At 43.8% G+C, this 15,948-nt stretch carries 16 protein-coding genes; 9 read left to right on the top strand and 7 right to left on the bottom strand.

The window, feature by feature from the left end; translation table 11 throughout:
- Window positions 1–26: 26 nt before the first annotated feature.
- From pdsO to L5M38_RS06550, 3 genes are all read left to right on the top strand, one after another.
- Window positions 27–857 carry a sortase-associated OmpA-like protein PdsO gene (pdsO, locus tag L5M38_RS06560; protein WP_113941504.1) on the top strand — a complete coding sequence of 277 codons (831 nt, stop codon included), beginning with the start codon at window positions 27–29 and terminating at the stop codon, window positions 855–857.
- A gap of 87 nt (window positions 858–944) precedes the next feature.
- Window positions 945–3,263 (top strand): marine proteobacterial sortase target protein, encoded by a 2,319-nt coding sequence (locus tag L5M38_RS06555; RefSeq protein ID WP_263178612.1) that lies wholly within the window; start codon window positions 945–947, stop codon window positions 3,261–3,263.
- A 10-nt stretch (window positions 3,264–3,273) separates the two neighbouring features.
- Complete coding sequence (locus tag L5M38_RS06550; protein WP_219233729.1) at window positions 3,274–3,981, top strand: class GN sortase; 708 nt, start codon at window positions 3,274–3,276, stop codon at window positions 3,979–3,981.
- Window positions 3,982–4,086: 105 nt separating this feature from the next.
- On the opposite strand, the gene L5M38_RS06545 is transcribed toward L5M38_RS06550, so the two are convergent.
- Window positions 4,087–5,112 (bottom strand): GGDEF domain-containing protein, encoded by a 1,026-nt coding sequence (locus L5M38_RS06545; protein ID WP_028760265.1) that lies wholly within the window; start codon window positions 5,110–5,112, stop codon window positions 4,087–4,089.
- A 209-nt stretch (window positions 5,113–5,321) separates the two neighbouring features.
- On the opposite strand from L5M38_RS06545, the gene L5M38_RS06540 reads away from it, so the two are divergent.
- Complete coding sequence (locus L5M38_RS06540) at window positions 5,322–6,944, top strand: M28 family metallopeptidase (protein ID WP_263178608.1); 1,623 nt, start codon at window positions 5,322–5,324, stop codon at window positions 6,942–6,944.
- A gap of 131 nt (window positions 6,945–7,075) precedes the next feature.
- On the opposite strand, the gene L5M38_RS06535 is transcribed toward L5M38_RS06540, so the two are convergent.
- From L5M38_RS06535 to L5M38_RS06525, 3 genes are all read right to left on the bottom strand, one after another.
- Window positions 7,076–7,939 carry a hypothetical protein gene (locus tag L5M38_RS06535; protein WP_028760263.1) on the bottom strand — a complete coding sequence of 288 codons (864 nt, stop codon included), beginning with the start codon at window positions 7,937–7,939 and terminating at the stop codon, window positions 7,076–7,078.
- Between the two features lie 379 nt (window positions 7,940–8,318).
- Entirely contained in the window at window positions 8,319–9,320 is a 1,002-nt protein-coding gene (locus tag L5M38_RS06530) for a RimK family alpha-L-glutamate ligase (protein WP_113941500.1), read from the bottom strand.
- 20 nt (window positions 9,321–9,340) lie between these two features.
- Window positions 9,341–9,790, bottom strand: a complete 450-nt coding sequence (locus tag L5M38_RS06525; RefSeq protein ID WP_028760261.1) for a DUF413 domain-containing protein — start codon at window positions 9,788–9,790, stop codon at window positions 9,341–9,343.
- Between the two features lie 108 nt (window positions 9,791–9,898).
- Here L5M38_RS06525 and hdfR point away from each other — a divergent pair, with 108 nt between their 5' ends.
- Window positions 9,899–10,768: an HTH-type transcriptional regulator HdfR gene (hdfR, locus tag L5M38_RS06520; RefSeq protein ID WP_028760260.1), complete on the top strand. Its 870-nt coding sequence runs from the start codon at window positions 9,899–9,901 to the stop codon at window positions 10,766–10,768.
- 10 nt (window positions 10,769–10,778) lie between these two features.
- Here the strand turns inward: hdfR and L5M38_RS06515 are convergent, their stop codons facing one another.
- Window positions 10,779–11,150 carry a diacylglycerol kinase gene (locus tag L5M38_RS06515; protein ID WP_028760259.1) on the bottom strand — a complete coding sequence of 124 codons (372 nt, stop codon included), beginning with the start codon at window positions 11,148–11,150 and terminating at the stop codon, window positions 10,779–10,781.
- 280 nt (window positions 11,151–11,430) lie between these two features.
- Between L5M38_RS06515 and L5M38_RS06510 the strand changes: the two genes are divergently transcribed.
- Window positions 11,431–12,342, top strand: coding sequence for a DNA ligase (locus L5M38_RS06510; protein ID WP_263166470.1), 912 nt, complete (start codon window positions 11,431–11,433; stop codon window positions 12,340–12,342).
- Between the two features lie 70 nt (window positions 12,343–12,412).
- Here the strand turns inward: L5M38_RS06510 and L5M38_RS06505 are convergent, their stop codons facing one another.
- Both L5M38_RS06505 and L5M38_RS06500 read right to left on the bottom strand, forming a co-directional pair.
- Window positions 12,413–12,664, bottom strand: coding sequence for a hypothetical protein (locus tag L5M38_RS06505; protein WP_263178607.1), 252 nt, complete (start codon window positions 12,662–12,664; stop codon window positions 12,413–12,415).
- Window positions 12,665–12,751: 87 nt separating this feature from the next.
- A complete protein-coding gene (locus tag L5M38_RS06500; RefSeq protein WP_263178606.1) occupies window positions 12,752–13,483 on the bottom strand; it encodes a type I restriction endonuclease in 732 nt (243 codons plus the stop codon).
- Window positions 13,484–13,912: 429 nt separating this feature from the next.
- Here L5M38_RS06500 and L5M38_RS06495 point away from each other — a divergent pair, with 429 nt between their 5' ends.
- The 3 genes from L5M38_RS06495 (at window position 13,913) to L5M38_RS06485 (ending at window position 15,528) form a co-directional block, all read left to right on the top strand.
- On the top strand, window positions 13,913–14,395 hold the full coding sequence (locus L5M38_RS06495; protein ID WP_219233724.1) for a low molecular weight protein-tyrosine-phosphatase: 483 nt from the start codon (window positions 13,913–13,915) through the stop codon (window positions 14,393–14,395).
- Window positions 14,396–14,464: 69 nt separating this feature from the next.
- Complete coding sequence (locus tag L5M38_RS06490; RefSeq protein ID WP_263166468.1) at window positions 14,465–14,761, top strand: hypothetical protein; 297 nt, start codon at window positions 14,465–14,467, stop codon at window positions 14,759–14,761.
- Between the two features lie 299 nt (window positions 14,762–15,060).
- Complete coding sequence (locus tag L5M38_RS06485) at window positions 15,061–15,528, top strand: GNAT family N-acetyltransferase (RefSeq protein ID WP_028760209.1); 468 nt, start codon at window positions 15,061–15,063, stop codon at window positions 15,526–15,528.
- Window positions 15,529–15,948 lie beyond the last annotated feature (420 nt).

Genomic DNA, 15,948 nt, shown 5'->3' with positions numbered 1-15,948 from the left:
TCAGCTAATAATCAAAAAGGAATGAGATGATGAAAAAGACACTAATTAATCTATTGGTTTTGAGTTTATTAAGCGCACCTATAGCCAGTGTGTCGGCGCGGGTTTCACTGCAAAACCAAGTGATAGGACAAGACCTCACCCTAGAAAATGATGCCTATGCTAGCGGTATCGCGATGGATGACGAATACGCAAGCGAGGACGAACAACCGGAAGCCCTTATTGGCCTCGGTGGTGGAGCCTTAGTGGGGGCGTTAGTCGGTGGTCCAGTGGGGGCTATTATTGGAGCGTTCACTGGCACCTTAATTGGCAAATCAGTCAGCGATACAGACACACTGCACGTTCAGCAAAGACAGATCCATTTGCAAGAGTCCCAGTTATCCGAGTGGAGTGTAAAACAGCAAGCCGCCGAAAAACGGGCGAGCGAATATACCAAGGCGCAGCAAGAGCTTGATGAGTTGCTATCCGCGCAACGTCAATTGCTCAGTGAACTTGCCTTGGGGCTTAGCGTACAGTTTCGTACCGGTTCCTCTGAGGTTGAATCGCATTTTTTGCCCCAATTAGATGATGTGGCTGAGGTGATGAATTTGTCACCAGAACTCAATCTTGAGCTGAAGGGCTATGCCGACCGCCGTGGTGATGAGAGTTACAACCAAGCCCTTTCTGAGCAGCGTCTACTGGAGGTGCGTGGCTACCTGATTAAGCAAGGCGTCACTGCCGAGCGTATGACCACTCAAGCCTTTGGCGCTTTATCGCCTTTGCAAGCCGACCAAGACCGAGAATCGGATGTGTTCGACCGCCGCGTGACATTAACACTACAGCCTCATTTGGCCTTGACTGCAAGTCATGCTGCTGACTAGCGGTCAATTTAAGCAGTCCATTTTATGTCGTTCATATTAACGACAACCAACATCAGTTCATATTTGTTAATAGAGGAAGCCTTTGTGATGATCACAGGGAAAAGGGTAAAAGAAGTGAGTGAAGCGGTAGCGGTATTGCTGATCAGTGCCGCCGTGTGTTGGGGTTTGCCCTTTGTGGCATTGGCTTCGCCGAATAGTACCGGCACATTATCTGCGCCACAGAATATGGCTTCGGCATTGGTCGGGCAAAATAGTGCTCACAGTACGGCAGAATCACACATCATTAATTACGATGATATTACGCAGGGGCTGTTGCTTTATCGCCAGCCGAGCGGTGCTTGGGTGCCATCTTTGCCGCTCGATACACAAGTGTCGATGCAAGTCTCTGGCTTAAGTAATCGCGTGAGCGTGAAACAGGTTTTTCGCAACAACACTGAATTTGTGTTGAATGGGCAATATTTGTTCCCACTGCCCAATGAGGCTGCGGTGGATTCGTTGCGATTACATATAGGCCAGAGAGTGATCGAAGGGCAAATTCATCCTAAGGCCGATGCCAAGCAGATTTTTGAGCAAGCGAAAGCTGAAGGCAAACGTGCCAGCTTAGTGAGCCAAGAGCGGCCTAATATGTTTACGACCGAAGTCGCAAACCTAGCACCTCAAGAGGAGCTGATTGTAGAAATCAACTATCAGGAGACCATTAAATATGAAGATGGTTTGTTTAGTTTACGTTTTCCGCTGGTGGTCGCGCCCCGTTATATTCCGGGATTAACATCGGATTCAAGTGTAAGCGATTCACATGATCCTATGGCACAGGTGCGCCAATCAAGCCGAGTGACAAGTTCGCAGGTGTTTGATGCTGACCGGATTGTGGCACCAGTGCGGGACGGCGCCAGTGGACGCGATCCTGTGCTGAAGGCAGACATTCAAGTCTTACTTGCAAAGGGGGTTGATAAAGCGTCCATTGAGAGTCCTTACCATGACATCAAACTCAAGCAAGACAACAGCGGCGCGGTCGATGTATCGCTGGCGCAACGTGTGCCCGCTAATCGTGACTTTGTGCTGCAATGGCGAGTACAGCAGGGCACGAGCCCAATGGCTTGGGTGTTTAATCAGCAAGGTAAAACCCATAAGCTCGATGGCGAAAATCTGTCTCAGGATACACTTGAGACAAATAAAATCAGCGGCGTAAATGATGATAATTACAGTCTCGTCATGGTGTTGCCTCCTAAGGTTGAAAAGAGTACTCAGCCGAGTTTGCCCCGTGAATTAATTTTAGTGATTGATACTTCGGGCTCTATGGCGGGGGATTCTATCGTTCAAGCTAAAAATGCACTGTTATACGCGTTAAAAGGACTAAAGCCGGAGGACAGTTTTAACATTATCGAATTTAACTCCAGTTTGTCTCAGTTCTCTGCAATGCCATTACCGGCGACCTCGTCGAATTTGTCACGGGCCCGTCAATTTGTGAGCCGTTTACAGGCCGATGGTGGCACTGAAATGGCGTTAGCACTGGACGCTGCCTTGCCAAAATCCTTGGGCAGTGTATCGCTTGATGCAACGCAGCCTTTGCGCCAAGTGATCTTTATGACCGACGGCTCTGTGGGCAATGAACAAGCGTTATTTGATTTGATCCGCTATCAAATTGGTGAGAGTCGCCTATTTACTGTCGGCATAGGTTCGGCGCCTAATTCTCACTTTATGCAAAGGGCGGCTGAACTCGGTCGTGGCACTTTTACCTATATTGGCAAAGTGGATGAGGTCGATGAGAAGATCAGCGCCTTACTCAGCAAAATTCAATATCCGGTGTTAACCGATATTCAAGTGCGTTTTGATGATGGCAGTGTGCCCGATTACTGGCCATCACCGATTGCTGATCTGTACCGCGGTGAGCCAGTGCTCGTGAGTTTAAAGCGCAGCGCCCGTGAGCCACAGGAGTTAGTGATTTCAGGACGCCAAGGGCATCAAAACTGGCAACAGTCGCTCTCGCTGCAGGACAACTCCGCAGGATTGATGACCCATCAAGGTGCGGGTTTAGATTTGCTGTGGGCGCGTAAACAGATTGGTGCATTGGAGTTGAGTAAAAATGGTGCGAATGATGACAAGGTCAAACAGCAAGTGACGGCCTTATCAATGAATTATCACTTAGTCAGCGCCTATACCAGCTTAGTGGCGGTGGACTTAACCCCAATTGATTCAACTGCAATGAGCCGTGATGCCGTGGTTCGTCAGCACTTGCCCTTAGGTTGGCAACCTTTTGGTGCCTTGCCGCAAACCGCGACGTCAAGCCGTTTGGATATGTTATTAGGTGCGCTGACCTTGCTACTCGCTTTGATTCTTACAGGATCGATTCTTCGACAAAGACGTGAAGAGAAGGCGGCCTTGGTGGCACTTACCAGTGAACGATGAGTTAAGCGCGATGAGCAAAAGCAGAACACAGCGATTTTTAGTGGTGGGATTATTTTTAATTGGCGCAACATTGTTAGGAAAGGGACTCTATATGCAAGCTAAAGCACACTTTGCCCAGTATTTGATTGAACAGGCGTGGACTAAAACCTTGGCTGATGGCCAATCCCATAAACCTTGGTCATGGGCGGATACCTATCCCGTGGCAAAGCTGTCTATTCATCGTGAGCAAGTGGCGGCGAACAACAATATTGAAGCAGAGCTTAATGACAGTTTATATGTTCTTGCGGGGGCTTCTGGGCGAAATTTGGCCTTTGGTCCGAGTCTGGTGTTGTCCAGTGCGCCAGCGGGGCAAAAAGGCAATACTGTGATTGCCGGCCACAGGGACACGCATTTTGCGATACTTAATGGCATGGCGGTGGGGCGTCGATTATCGTTACAAACGCTTAAAGGCAATCACATTATTTATGAAGTGGTGGCGACTCAGGTCGTACATGAAACCGAAACTCAATTTATGGCGCCATCCGATGATAATCGCTTAACGTTAATTACGTGTTATCCCTTCGATTCACTTCAAGGTGGTGCTGAACTGCGGTTTGTGGTGCAGGCGATACCCGTCGAAAATGAGTCGATGGAAACACACGGTACGAATGTATCTGTTTCAATAGGGAGTGGCGTGCAAGGGAATATTGGAACTGTTTCTCGCAGTTTCAAACATTAATCTGAAATCTAATTTAAATCCTTCATGTAGCTTTCAAAAAAATGCTCCTTTGTTAATCATCTTAGCCTGAAGCTGAATTATCGGCTTCAGGCTAAGTTATAACCATCAGTTACTGATAGGCAGCACACGATTTCGTCCTAAGCGTTTGGCTTCATAAAGTAATTTGTCTGCCGCTTCAATCAATTGCATACCCGTTTGTTTTTCTTGCCATTGGGCGACGCCAAAGGAAGCACTGATATTATTGATGCGTTCGTCTTTGCGTCTGTCTTTTAAACTGAGTTTTTCGAGTCCACGGCGCATAGCTTCGGCCAGTTGCCTTGCGATACGTAGCTGACTTTTAGGGACAATAATCGCAAATTCTTCACCGCCAAACCGATACAGTTTCGTGCCATCGCGGCAGGATTCCTGTAGCCGTTTCGCCACGGCGCGTAACACTTGGTCGCCGAGCTGGTGGCCATAGGTGTCGTTAAACACTTTAAAATGGTCGATATCGGCCAAGATCACACAAGTGCCTAAGGGGGCTTGGGCTATCATTCCTGCAAAATCAGTGTCAAAGGCGCGGCGATTAAAGCAGCCCGTCAGTGCATCGTAGAGAACGTCTTTTTCTGTTTGTTCAAGTTTTTTCTTTAGTGCGTCTATTTCGGTTTGAGCCTTCTGCAGCTGACCGGTAAAGAACTCTGTGCTCGAGCGAATATTGTCCGACTCTTTCACTAAGCTGCGGACCAGATCGAGTACTTGCTCAACACTAAAGCCCTCGTCTTCGATGCGGTTGAGCTTTTCAAAATTACTTTCGATACGTGACTGGAAGTCATTGGCATCTAGATTGGTATCTTTGAGTGATTGGGAAAGCTCTGTCACCATAGCATCCAGATTTTGGCGCATTTCTCTGACATCAAGTTCAACTGGGTCGGCAACATATTGGCGATACAAGATTTCGCTACTGACTGGAGGGCAAGTGTTGTATTGGGCAATAACAGTATCGAGTTGTTGATTTAATTCGGGATTTTGTTCACCAACATAAGTGTACCAAAGCGCATAGTTAACGGGTGTGGTCGGAATTTTATGTTTGAGCATCAGAGGCACTGCTTTTTTGAGGTTCAGTGCAGCGGCTTGTAATAACTCTAGCGACATATTGTTACCTTACTCAATGAAAATATACGGATATTTTAAAGTTTCGCTATTTTTTATTCTGTTACAGTCAGGTTTAGGTCAACGACAAGAATATCGGTCAGATGGAGACATGATTACCGTTTACTCTTGGATGCAGCGACTCCGTTTGCGCTAAGACTTCCATCATAAATTAAAGATGATATGGTAAAGTCTATCCTTAAAACCAAATAATGATAATAACTTGGGAGAAAGTTGTGAAAAATTTAATCATAACCACAAGTCTGTTGGCCACTATCTCATTACCTGTCTTTGCTGAAACGGCATTTGTGAAAAGTCTCGATCTCGTGCAATACCGAACCGATGTGAAAACCTTAGCGAGCGATGCTTTTGGGGGACGCGCGCCCTTATCTGAAGGTGAGACGTTAACTTTAGACTATTTAGTGACAGCATTTAAAGATATGGGTCTCAAACCCGGATTTGGCGATAGCTATTTACAGGCGGTTCCTTTGGCGCAAATTAGTGCCGATCAAAACATGCAGCTTGATATCGGCGGACTTAAATTTGCTAATGGCAGTGAATTTACCGCGAGAACCCAAAGAATCGCCGACACCGTGAGCCTGAATAAAAGCGATGTGGTATTTGTTGGCTATGGTATCAATGCACCCGAATATGGCTGGAATGATTATCAAGGGTTAGATGTAAAAGGCAAAACGGTCATCGTACTCGTGAATGACCCCGGCTTTGCGACCCAAGATCCAACAATATTTAAAGGCAATGCTATGACCTATTATGGTCGCTGGACTTATAAATATGAGGAAGCGGCGCGTCAAGGCGCTGAGGCCGTGTTTATTGTCCATGAAACCGCACCAGCCGCCTATGGCTGGGGAGTGGTACAAAACTCCAACACGGGCACTAAGTTTACTCTGGTCGATGCCAATAATAACCAAGGTCAAGTGGGCGTGATGGGCTGGGTTCAGCACGAGGCCGCACAAAAAATCTTTGCCAAAGCGGGATTGGATTTTGATACCTTAAAACGGCAAGCGGCCAAGCCAAACTTTAATGCGATCCCACTTAAGTTGAGCGCGCAGCTCACGTTAAACAATAAAATTGAACGCGCCGAGTCCCATAACGTCGCGGCTTTACTGCCCGGTAAAACGCGCCCCGACGAAGTGGTGATGATGCATGCCCATTGGGATCACCTTGGCACTGTGATTGAAGACGGTAAGTCAGAGATTTTAAACGGTGCGGTCGATAATGCCAGCGGTGTGGCGGGGGTTTTAGCGTTAGCGCGTTACTTCAAACAGCAAGCTAGCACGGCACCACTGGATCGCTCGGTGCTCTTCAGTGCCTTTACTGCAGAAGAAACGGGTCTGATTGGTGCACAGCATTTTGCTCAGCATCCCAGTGTGCCAACCAAAAATATCGTCGCCTTTTTAAATATCGATGGCATGAATGTAAATAAAGGCGTGGATTACATTTTGCGCTATGGGGAAGGGGTATCTGAGTTGGAGCAATACTTAGATAAAGCTGCCAAAGCCCAAGACCGTTCGGTAAAAGCGGATCCAAGACCACAGAATGGATTGATGTTTAGATCAGACCATTTTGCGCTGGCCCAGCAAGGTGTACCAGGATTGTTATTTATGAGTCTTGGGGATACAGATCCTGACTATATTGCGCATAAATATCACCAAGGAGCCGATGATTATGATCCAAATTGGACGTTGGAGGGCGTGAGTCAAGACCTAGACTTGATCGCCAGTATGATAACCACTTTAGCGAATGGTTCAGATTGGCCCCATTGGCTTGAATCATCAGACTTTAAAGCCAAACGTGAGCAGGATGGCCGTAAATAGGTTTAATGGGTTGGATCATGAGGGCGTCCAGTAGGCGCCCTTATTTTTTAGCACTAATTTGGGCTAGGGTTCGGGCAACTGTTTGAGCGAGAGGGGTGTTTAATACAATATGGGAAGAAATTTTTATAGAATTAAAAGGAATAGCTGATAGAAAGCATAGGGCCAATAAAATTGTAATAGATGTTGTAATCGGCGATTTGAGTATCTTTATTCGGCGAATTTTGGGCGATATCAACGTCAACTTTATAGTAGTTATAGGCCACGCTCATACGCCAGTTTGGGGTGATTTGTGCATTAACCCCCACTTTAATATCAACCAGTTCGCCTTTGACATCATTGAGTTTGATGTAAAAATACTGTGCATGGCTGGTGATTTGCCAACCAGGAACAAATTCATACTGACCATATATGCCAATGTCGGGCAGTGGCGCAGTGACATTTTCGTCAACAATGCGCGGAATTGCTTGGCTACCGCAGACATTATTGAGTAATTCCGATGAAGCGCAAACACCAATCACCCCTTCAAAACCTGTCTTGATAAACATAGTATGTAAACCAAGTGATAGACCGACATCATAGTTACTGCCTTGAAATACATCATAGCCATAGCCGAAGCGCAGTACATCAATGTTTAAGGTTGAATTTAGATTACCGCCTGCTTTGATATCGTAAATGGTGTCGTTAATCTCGAGCTGGAAGGGTTTCGTTAAGGCTTGGGTTTCGGCGTTACGATGAAGCTGTTTCCAGTCTAGGTAGATATTGTGCCGTTCGTTAAAGTGATAATTTAACTCGATAAAGGGTAAAAATTCGTTTTCTGCAAGTTGTAGATCGGACTCATAATCTAAAGTGAAATTATTACCCGAAATAGGGTTAGTGACTTCCATATTGGTGTCTGATTGCGAATAAAAGCCGCCCAACTGAATAGTAAAATCATCGGCTTGCACTTGAGTGCTGAGCAGTGACGCTATGATTAGGGGTAATAGGCGTATCGACATGTTAAGGAGTGACTCCTGCATTATTCTTATTATGTTTAGCGATAAGGTCAGAATTTAGTGCCATAAAAAAACAACATTTGGAGTTTAACAGCAAATTTTTCAATGTGAACAAAATGTTTTAAAAAATGCAAAAAATTGTGATTCAAAACAAAAGTAGGGTTGGTTCTCGTGAGGTTGAATGAAATTTGAGTGAGCGATCACATCAATTGTGGATTGAAAGACTAAGGGCAAGTGTTTCCTTCCTGAACGGCTTTAGGATTGTTGCGTTGTTGATGGGGCGAGATACAAATGGATATAGACACAAACATGGTGGAGAATCATCGATATTGAGAATATCTAGCGGTACGATCCCGCTAGATATTGATATGTCCTAGTACTTCTATTTCGTCTCGATAGAGGACGATAGAGGTGACGGGGTAGAAGTCTCAGCCTCTACGCTATCAGCCACGATTTTTGGGCTACTTGGTTCATCTTTATTAAACATGCCTAAACGGATGCGAATAAAATGCAAAATTTGCGCGGCAATATCCACATTCAAACAGGACTCTAAGCCCTCAAACCCTGGAGATGAGTTAGCCTCACAAATTTTGTAATGGCCGTTATCAAACAATAAATCGATACCTGCAACATCAAGATCGAGAATATTGGCTGTTTGGGTGGCGAGCCATTCAATTTCAGGAGTGATCTGAAATGGACGCGCTGAACCACCGGCACTGACATTGGCTTTGAAGCTGTCTTCTTGACCACGCCTTTCATAGCAACCCGCCACACGACCACCAATAGTGAATACGCGTAGATCGCGCCCATGACTGTTAGCGATAAACTCTTGCAGAATGATGTTAGCGTTTTTATTGGTCGCTTCAATCAACTGCATTAAATCGTCAAATTCACGCGCCTTATGGGATAAAAACACACCACTGCCCTGTGAGCCAGAAAGTGTTTTTATCACCACAGGAAAACCGAGATGGCGTTCTACGAGGGCGATATCGACGGGGAATTTAACCAACATGGTTTTAGGCGTAGGCAGATTTTTCTCGGCCAACAATTGTTGGGAGAATAACTTGTCTTTAACGATTTCAATGGCTTTAGATGGATTGAGGCAATATACCCCTAATCTTTCTAAGTGACGAATAATGGCTAAAGCAAAGTAGGTCGTGCCTGAGCCCATTCGTGGAATGATAAAATCGGGCAGCTCGACGGCTTGCCCATTCAATAAAATACTCTTGTTATCTTCTCTGGTGACAGTCAGATCAAATTCATCAGGTGCGTAAACTTCCAACTCTATGTTATCGGCTTTTGCTGCCGCCAGTAGACGCTCAATTTCATACCATTCAGGTTTTAGCTGAGTCGCGGTTTCTTTATATAAAATCCAACCACGCATTTAGTAGCAAACCTTAATCTTCATTCTTTATCCTCGGGTTCAGGTTCATCCTGAACATCATCTTCAATATCAAATACAGCCTCAGCCTCTATTTCTATCTCGGGCTTGGTTGCAGGCAAATGCACTGTACCAACCACGGCATAAAAGGGTTTCCCCATGGCGAGCCTGCGATACTTTACCCAGATCTGCTCTAACAAGCTACTGGGGGCGATATTTCCTTTGGCGACTTCCACAAATTGGGCTTCATCAGAGGTGCAAGGCAGCGTTTTCCCTTCCGCTAAATTCTTCATCGCATGACCATGCAATTCAAGGAGTTCAGCTTCTTTATTGGTAAAATCGCCGCTTCGTTTAAAGCCTTTGGGGAAATTAGCGTCGTCGTAGAAACGTTTTTGAGAGACAAAACTGGCAGCAACTGAGCCGTTAAACGTCTCAGAACCCTTGTTAGCGTTAAAAAAAGACTGTTCAGACATGGCAGATACCCTCTAGTTTTTGATATACAAAGATTTGCAACTGGAGTATTGGCTAGTATTATTGATTTATAAATCAAAAAAATTTGCCTATGTTGGTCAAGAATTTTTATGGATACCGATTTACTAAAAACCTTTCTCGAAGTCTCCCGTACTCGCCATTTTGGTAAAGCGGCTGAGAATCTTTATCTCACCCGAAGCGCTGTGAGCTTTAGGGTGAAACAGCTTGAGAGCATTTTGGGTGTCGCCTTATTTGAACGGCAACGTAATAATATTCAGCCCACGCCAGCAGGCGAACGTATGCTTGGTCATGCCGAAGCGGTGTTAACAGCATGGGAGCGGGCTAAGCAAGATGTTTCCCTCAGCCAGTTACAGACAACGCAGCTTGCCATTGGTGCAGGGCCGAATATTTGGGACGCTTACTTGCAAGGTTATTTACAGGGACTGCATGTCGGTTTACCTGGCGTGGCGTTGCGCACCGAAGTGCTACCCGCGAATGCAATGACGCGTCAGCTAATGGACCGTACCCTAGATATTGCGATTTCATTCGATCCGCCAAAGCTTGATCAATTTGAGATAGTGCAACTGGGGCAAATTAATTTGTTATTGGTGTCGAGCTTAAAAGGTCAAACGGTAAAAGCGGTTGTGCCGGGGCAATATGTAAAAGTCGATTGGGGTACCGCGTTCAATATTGTTCACGCGCAGGAATATGCCTCGCTGCCAGTGCCAACGCTGCACACGAGTTCAGCACGTATTGCGTTAGATTTCATCTTGAATAATGGCGGCTGCGCATTTTTACCTGAGCATCTAGTGCAACATGCATTGCGCGGCGGCGAATTGCATCTCGTCAGCGGCGCGAATGCCATTTCACGAAATGTGTATCTTGCGTATTGGGCAGAGAATGACCGCTTAGCCCAGATCAAACAAGCCATTGACTTTTTAAGGGACGATGGCTCAATGATTGCTCATGCGACAGTTTAGAAACTAAGAATTAAAGCACTAGCGGCGTTAATACAACCAGCCAAGTTAATCCACAAAGCGCAAGACTCATAAAGACGGCAGCCGAGGCAATGTCCTTGGCTTGGCCACTTAACGGGTGTATTTCACTGCCGACACGGTCAACCACAGCTTCAATTGCCGAGTTTAATAGCTCAACAATCAACACGATAAACAACGTGAAAATCAGCATAAGGCGTTCAATAGTGCTGATATCAACCCATAAGGCTACGGGTAACATGACTATCGTCAAGATTAATTCCTGTCTGAAGGCGGCTTCGTGGATCCAAGCGGCCTTTAGGCCCTTCATCGAAAATCCCGTCGCTCTGAATATGCGCTTAATACCGTGATTATTGGCTGGTTTCATAGTGTTTCCAATTGACGTTAGCGACAAAGCGCTGAGGTTCTGCTCATTCAAAACAGGGGGGAATAAACCCTACTGTTGTCTTTGTTAACATTTGACTGAGTCATAAATTTGGCCGCAGTATAGCCTGAGATGAAAAGTGCATAAACAATTAACTGAGCAAATTTGATCATCAACATTCGTTGTTAACTTAGGGAGTTAGTGAATTTTGCGGTTATTTTAGTGCAACTTTAGCCGTGCGGCCTAAGCTTGATGAAGGATATATTGCAGCGTGGGCAAGGGAATGACTCATACAAACCCGTTACGAAATTTAACATTTAATCATTTCATCCGTTTTAGTGTTTTAAAGCTCAGCTTGCTCATACTTTGCGGTTTAACTCTTTCGGTTAACGCACAAACCTCACCACCTGCCATACAACTTGCTACCGAGTTTGATGCGACTCGAAATTCGCAAGATATTAATATTCAAAATTTTTTGATTAGTGAGAAACTCGACGGGGTTCGAGGTTACTGGAATGGTAAGGAATTATTCACTCGGCAGGGAAATGCCATCGCCACACCCATTTGGTTTACTGCGAATTTTCCGAATTATCCTCTCGATGGTGAATTATGGCTTGGGCGAGGTCAGTTTGAAGCGATGTCCAGCCTTGTTCGACAAACTTCGGCTAAGGATGATGATTGGCGCAAAGTGCGATTTATGGTGTTCGATGTCCCCAAGGCGAGTGGCGACTTTCAGCATCGCTATCAATTTGCGCTGACTGAACTGAGTGGCAAATCGAATTATCTTGAAGTCATAGTGCAGTTCCAAGTAGAAAGCCTTGAAGCCCTGTATCAAAAACTCGATGCCTTAGTTGCAAAAGGCGCCGAAGGCTTGATGCTGCATCGCAGTTCTGCGACTTATATCAGTGGCCGCAATCCTCATCTGATGAAGTTAAAACCTTATTATGATGCTGAAGCTACTGTTATCGCTTATATCCCTGGTAAAGGTCAATTTGCAGGGCAGATGGGCGCATTAAAAGTGCAAACGCCAGATGGCCGAATTTTTAGTATTGGCACAGGTTTTAGTCTCGCAGAGCGCCAACATCCCCCCGCAGTGGGCACTATCATCACCTATAAATACCTTGGGCTTACCGTTAACGGTTTACCGCGGTTTGCCAGTTTTTTACGGGTAAGAACCGATGTTGAAACTGAGTAGCCGTTCCTAGTAAATCAAATTGCGCATAAGTCTTTACGCTGAGTAATGCGCAATTGATATTTTGATAGTATTATTCGTAATAGGCGACTGTCGATAATAGTTGTTCACTGAAATTAAAAATATCATCTACAGAGTTAATAGGATGACGAGTTTCATTTTTATTTTCATCCACTAATCCTAGATACTTTTGTTTAGCATTGAAGTGTAAGCGGCATAAGGTTTTTCGGTTATTATCATCCAATAGTATGCCAAAGTAACTTTGGGTATCCCTTGCGATGATTCGATTAACTTCTATTTTTTGCCTCAATATAGCTTTTATCACATTGAAACCGTCAATTTCTTCTTCAGTAGTAACTACTTTAATTTTTTCATCATTGGATGGGATTGGGGTATCGATTAAATTTTTGTTTTAATCAGTTGGTTTATCATTGCCAATAGCGGATTTTAAACGTTCATTAATGCTGTCGTTGAGAAATTGTCTTAGTGCTTTATGAGTAATTTCAGCAAATTGATGTTTTACTTTAGGTGTAAGAACCCCATCATAAGCCCTTGAGGCAAAAAAGCGAATAAACTCTTCTTCAGGTTCTTTAAATTGCTCACTAATAATACGTTTTATCTGACTCAAGTATTTTAGTTCTCCTGCCGCGCTGACTATTGAGTTAACGTCGAACGAGTTTTTAGTCAGCTTTTTAACTTCAGGAATTAAGTGTTCATCAATATTTTCAAGATCTAAGATCAGAAATGGTTTTTCATCCATTTTGTTAGGAGCATCAAGATCGGTATAAAATTGATATTCAGTACCGTTTGTAAGAATAGCTAAGCGTGCGTTTGTGACAGAAAAATAACGAAATAGTTGTGACGCATGCTTTATGGACAGCTTTTCATTGTACTTTTTGCATTCAATAAGGATTTGTACTTCACCTTCCTTAATTAATGCGTAGTCAACTTTCTCACCTTTTTTACCTATAGTATCTGCCGTAAATTCTGGGACAACTTCGCTAGGATTAAAAACATCATATCCTAGAACTGTATGCAAAAATGGCATGACTAAGGCATTCTTAGTCGCTTTCTTAGTTTGAAGGCTATTAGCAATTTGAGGGATGCGTTTTGATAGAACATCGATTCGTTCAATAAAATCCATTTTACTTTTCCTCTTCTTGTACTTTGTGGTGTATTTTTTATTTGAGCAAGTATGCGGTGAACATTCAGTTTTATTTTAAACCGTACTCTGACATATAAACCTAGTCGATAAAAATCCTTAGCAAGGAGGCTAATTTGTTTCTGTGCTGTTTATCGTATATTTTACGGGTTAGTTAAATTTTGTGCGTGCTTGGTATGTATATGGCTCAAGGGGAATATTTTAGCTGAGGTGACACCCTTAACTTTCGGATCGTAGCGCGCATTTTATTTTTGATAATGGTTTGGCGTAAGAATATTTTGTGTTTCTAGGTTTAACATGTTGTATTTATAGGTAAATAATTAATGTATTAAGCTGCTTATCATATTAAGTTTACATCTAGGTTTAAGCACATTAGATAAATTATTGATAATACTAAGCTATGAGGTATTCATGTTAAAAAATCAAAGTGTACGGCGAATATTGATGGTTTGTATGGGTAATATTTGTCGCTCACCGACGGCAGAGGCGGTTTGTCGTTTTAAGATTGCTGAGCGCAGGCTTAATATTGAGGTGGATTCGGCGGGTACTATTGGTTATCACCAAGGGGATAAGCCCGATAGCCGCGCTATTGAGGCTGGTAAAAAGCGGGGTTTTAGTTTCGAGGGCATGCGGGCGCGGCAGGTGGTGAATGCTGATTTTGAGCATTTTGATTTAATTCTAGCTGCGGATAATGCCAATTTGGCGGATCTGCTTAGCCGTTGTCCGGTTGAGTATCAACACAAGTTACAGTTAATGTTGTCCTATGCTGATACGCAAATCACGGAAGTACCAGATCCTTACTATGGCGGCGCACAGGGTTTTGAACTAGTGCTCGATCTCCTCGAGCAGAGTATGGAAGCTTTATTAGATCAATTGACCGAAAAGTTCCGTTGAGATGCGTATTTCCATTTACGGTTTGGGTTTTATGATAAGTTCGGGTAAATCCCCTTATGCGAGATGACGATGAAAGTAATGGATTCTGAAAACCGAGTATGGTTCCTTTTGGAGCATGAAGGTCGCTTGTACTTGAATGCAAATTGCAACATGAGTGCATTTGGCTATAGCTATATGATCCAGCTCAATGGTCAGGAACTGCAAAATTATGACGGTGGTGGCCGCGAGTATCTAAATAATCTTGCTCACGATATTCATTATTCTGTTCCAATCGCAAAAGACACAACGTCAATTTACAAAGGTCGTGAAGTTTCAAAACAGCTAGCTGGTTTAGCAACAGAAGCGATTAAAGCGTGGCGTGCTTAAAATCGGTTAACTCTAAAATGCCCCAAAGCTTGTTTCAAAGTTTAAAATGCAAGTAGGGTGAATAAAGTTGTGGGCTATAAAAAAGCTAATGTGATGAGGTTACTTTCAACCTAGAAGTCATGCCAGTCCGAACTTTCAATAAAGCCACAGCAAAGTAAACATCATCATAAAGTCATTAATAGATATCAGTATAGTTTGACTACAAACATCAATGGTTGTGGGCTGCTTGCCTTACAAGGTTAAGTTGGTAAGATGTTGTTCATAAAGAAAATCAAATCGTTGTACATCTAAGGACATATATGGAAATTTCATTACTTGCCGATAATCCCTCTGCGATAGACACGGTAGCTAGTTGGTATTTCAACGAATGGTGCCAAGACAATGGTAGCTATACCAAGGAGGAAGTCGTTGAAAAAGTCTCTGCATCAATAAATCGAGATACCGCGCCTATTCTGATCATTGGAAAAGTAAATGGTGTTCTTGCTGGTTCAGCAGAGCTAAAAATTCGAGAAATGGACATATACCCAGAATTTGAATTTTGGCTTGGTGGTGTTTACGTCACTCAGCAGGCTAGGGGACAGGGTGTCGCCTCAAAACTTGTGAAAGAGATAATATCGCTAGCACATAAAATAGGTGTGAAAAAATTATATCTTCAAACAGAAGATTTAACTGGAGGTTTGTACTTACATCATGGGTTTAAGCCTATAGAACAAGTGAATTATAAAGGTATAAATGTATTGGTTATGGGCACAAACATCGGTGAATAACAAGTTTGTGAAGGTACACTGCGGCTCAATTGTGGGAAGCAAGTGGAACGATATGATCATATTTCACAGGGCTACCTAAGTAGGTCAAAGCATCCCCAAATGGCATCATTTTTAATCTTAGAGTTTTCGTCAGTACAAGAAAATAGATTTCCTGTTTCAACAGTAAGAACAAGTTGTGTTCTGTTTCAGTCAAAGTGTTTATAAAGTCATTAGCAAGGCCATATAATCAGATGCTGAGTGACTCTTTACAGAATCTAATGATGAAAATGAGTCGAAATCTTCCAAACTTTGACAGTTATTGTTGAATCAATGGCTACCAAATAAGAATAGGCCGCGCGTAGTTGCGACCGATTTTACGATCGCTTAGTTAGTTCCTGTCCACGCTTGGTCCTCGCAGACTTCAGATCAATGTTGAACTCT

Source organism: Shewanella sp. SM101 (assembly GCF_025654465.1).
GTDB lineage: Bacteria > Pseudomonadota > Gammaproteobacteria > Enterobacterales > Shewanellaceae > Shewanella > Shewanella oncorhynchi.
This window is presented reverse-complemented; position numbering and strand designations above follow the sequence as displayed.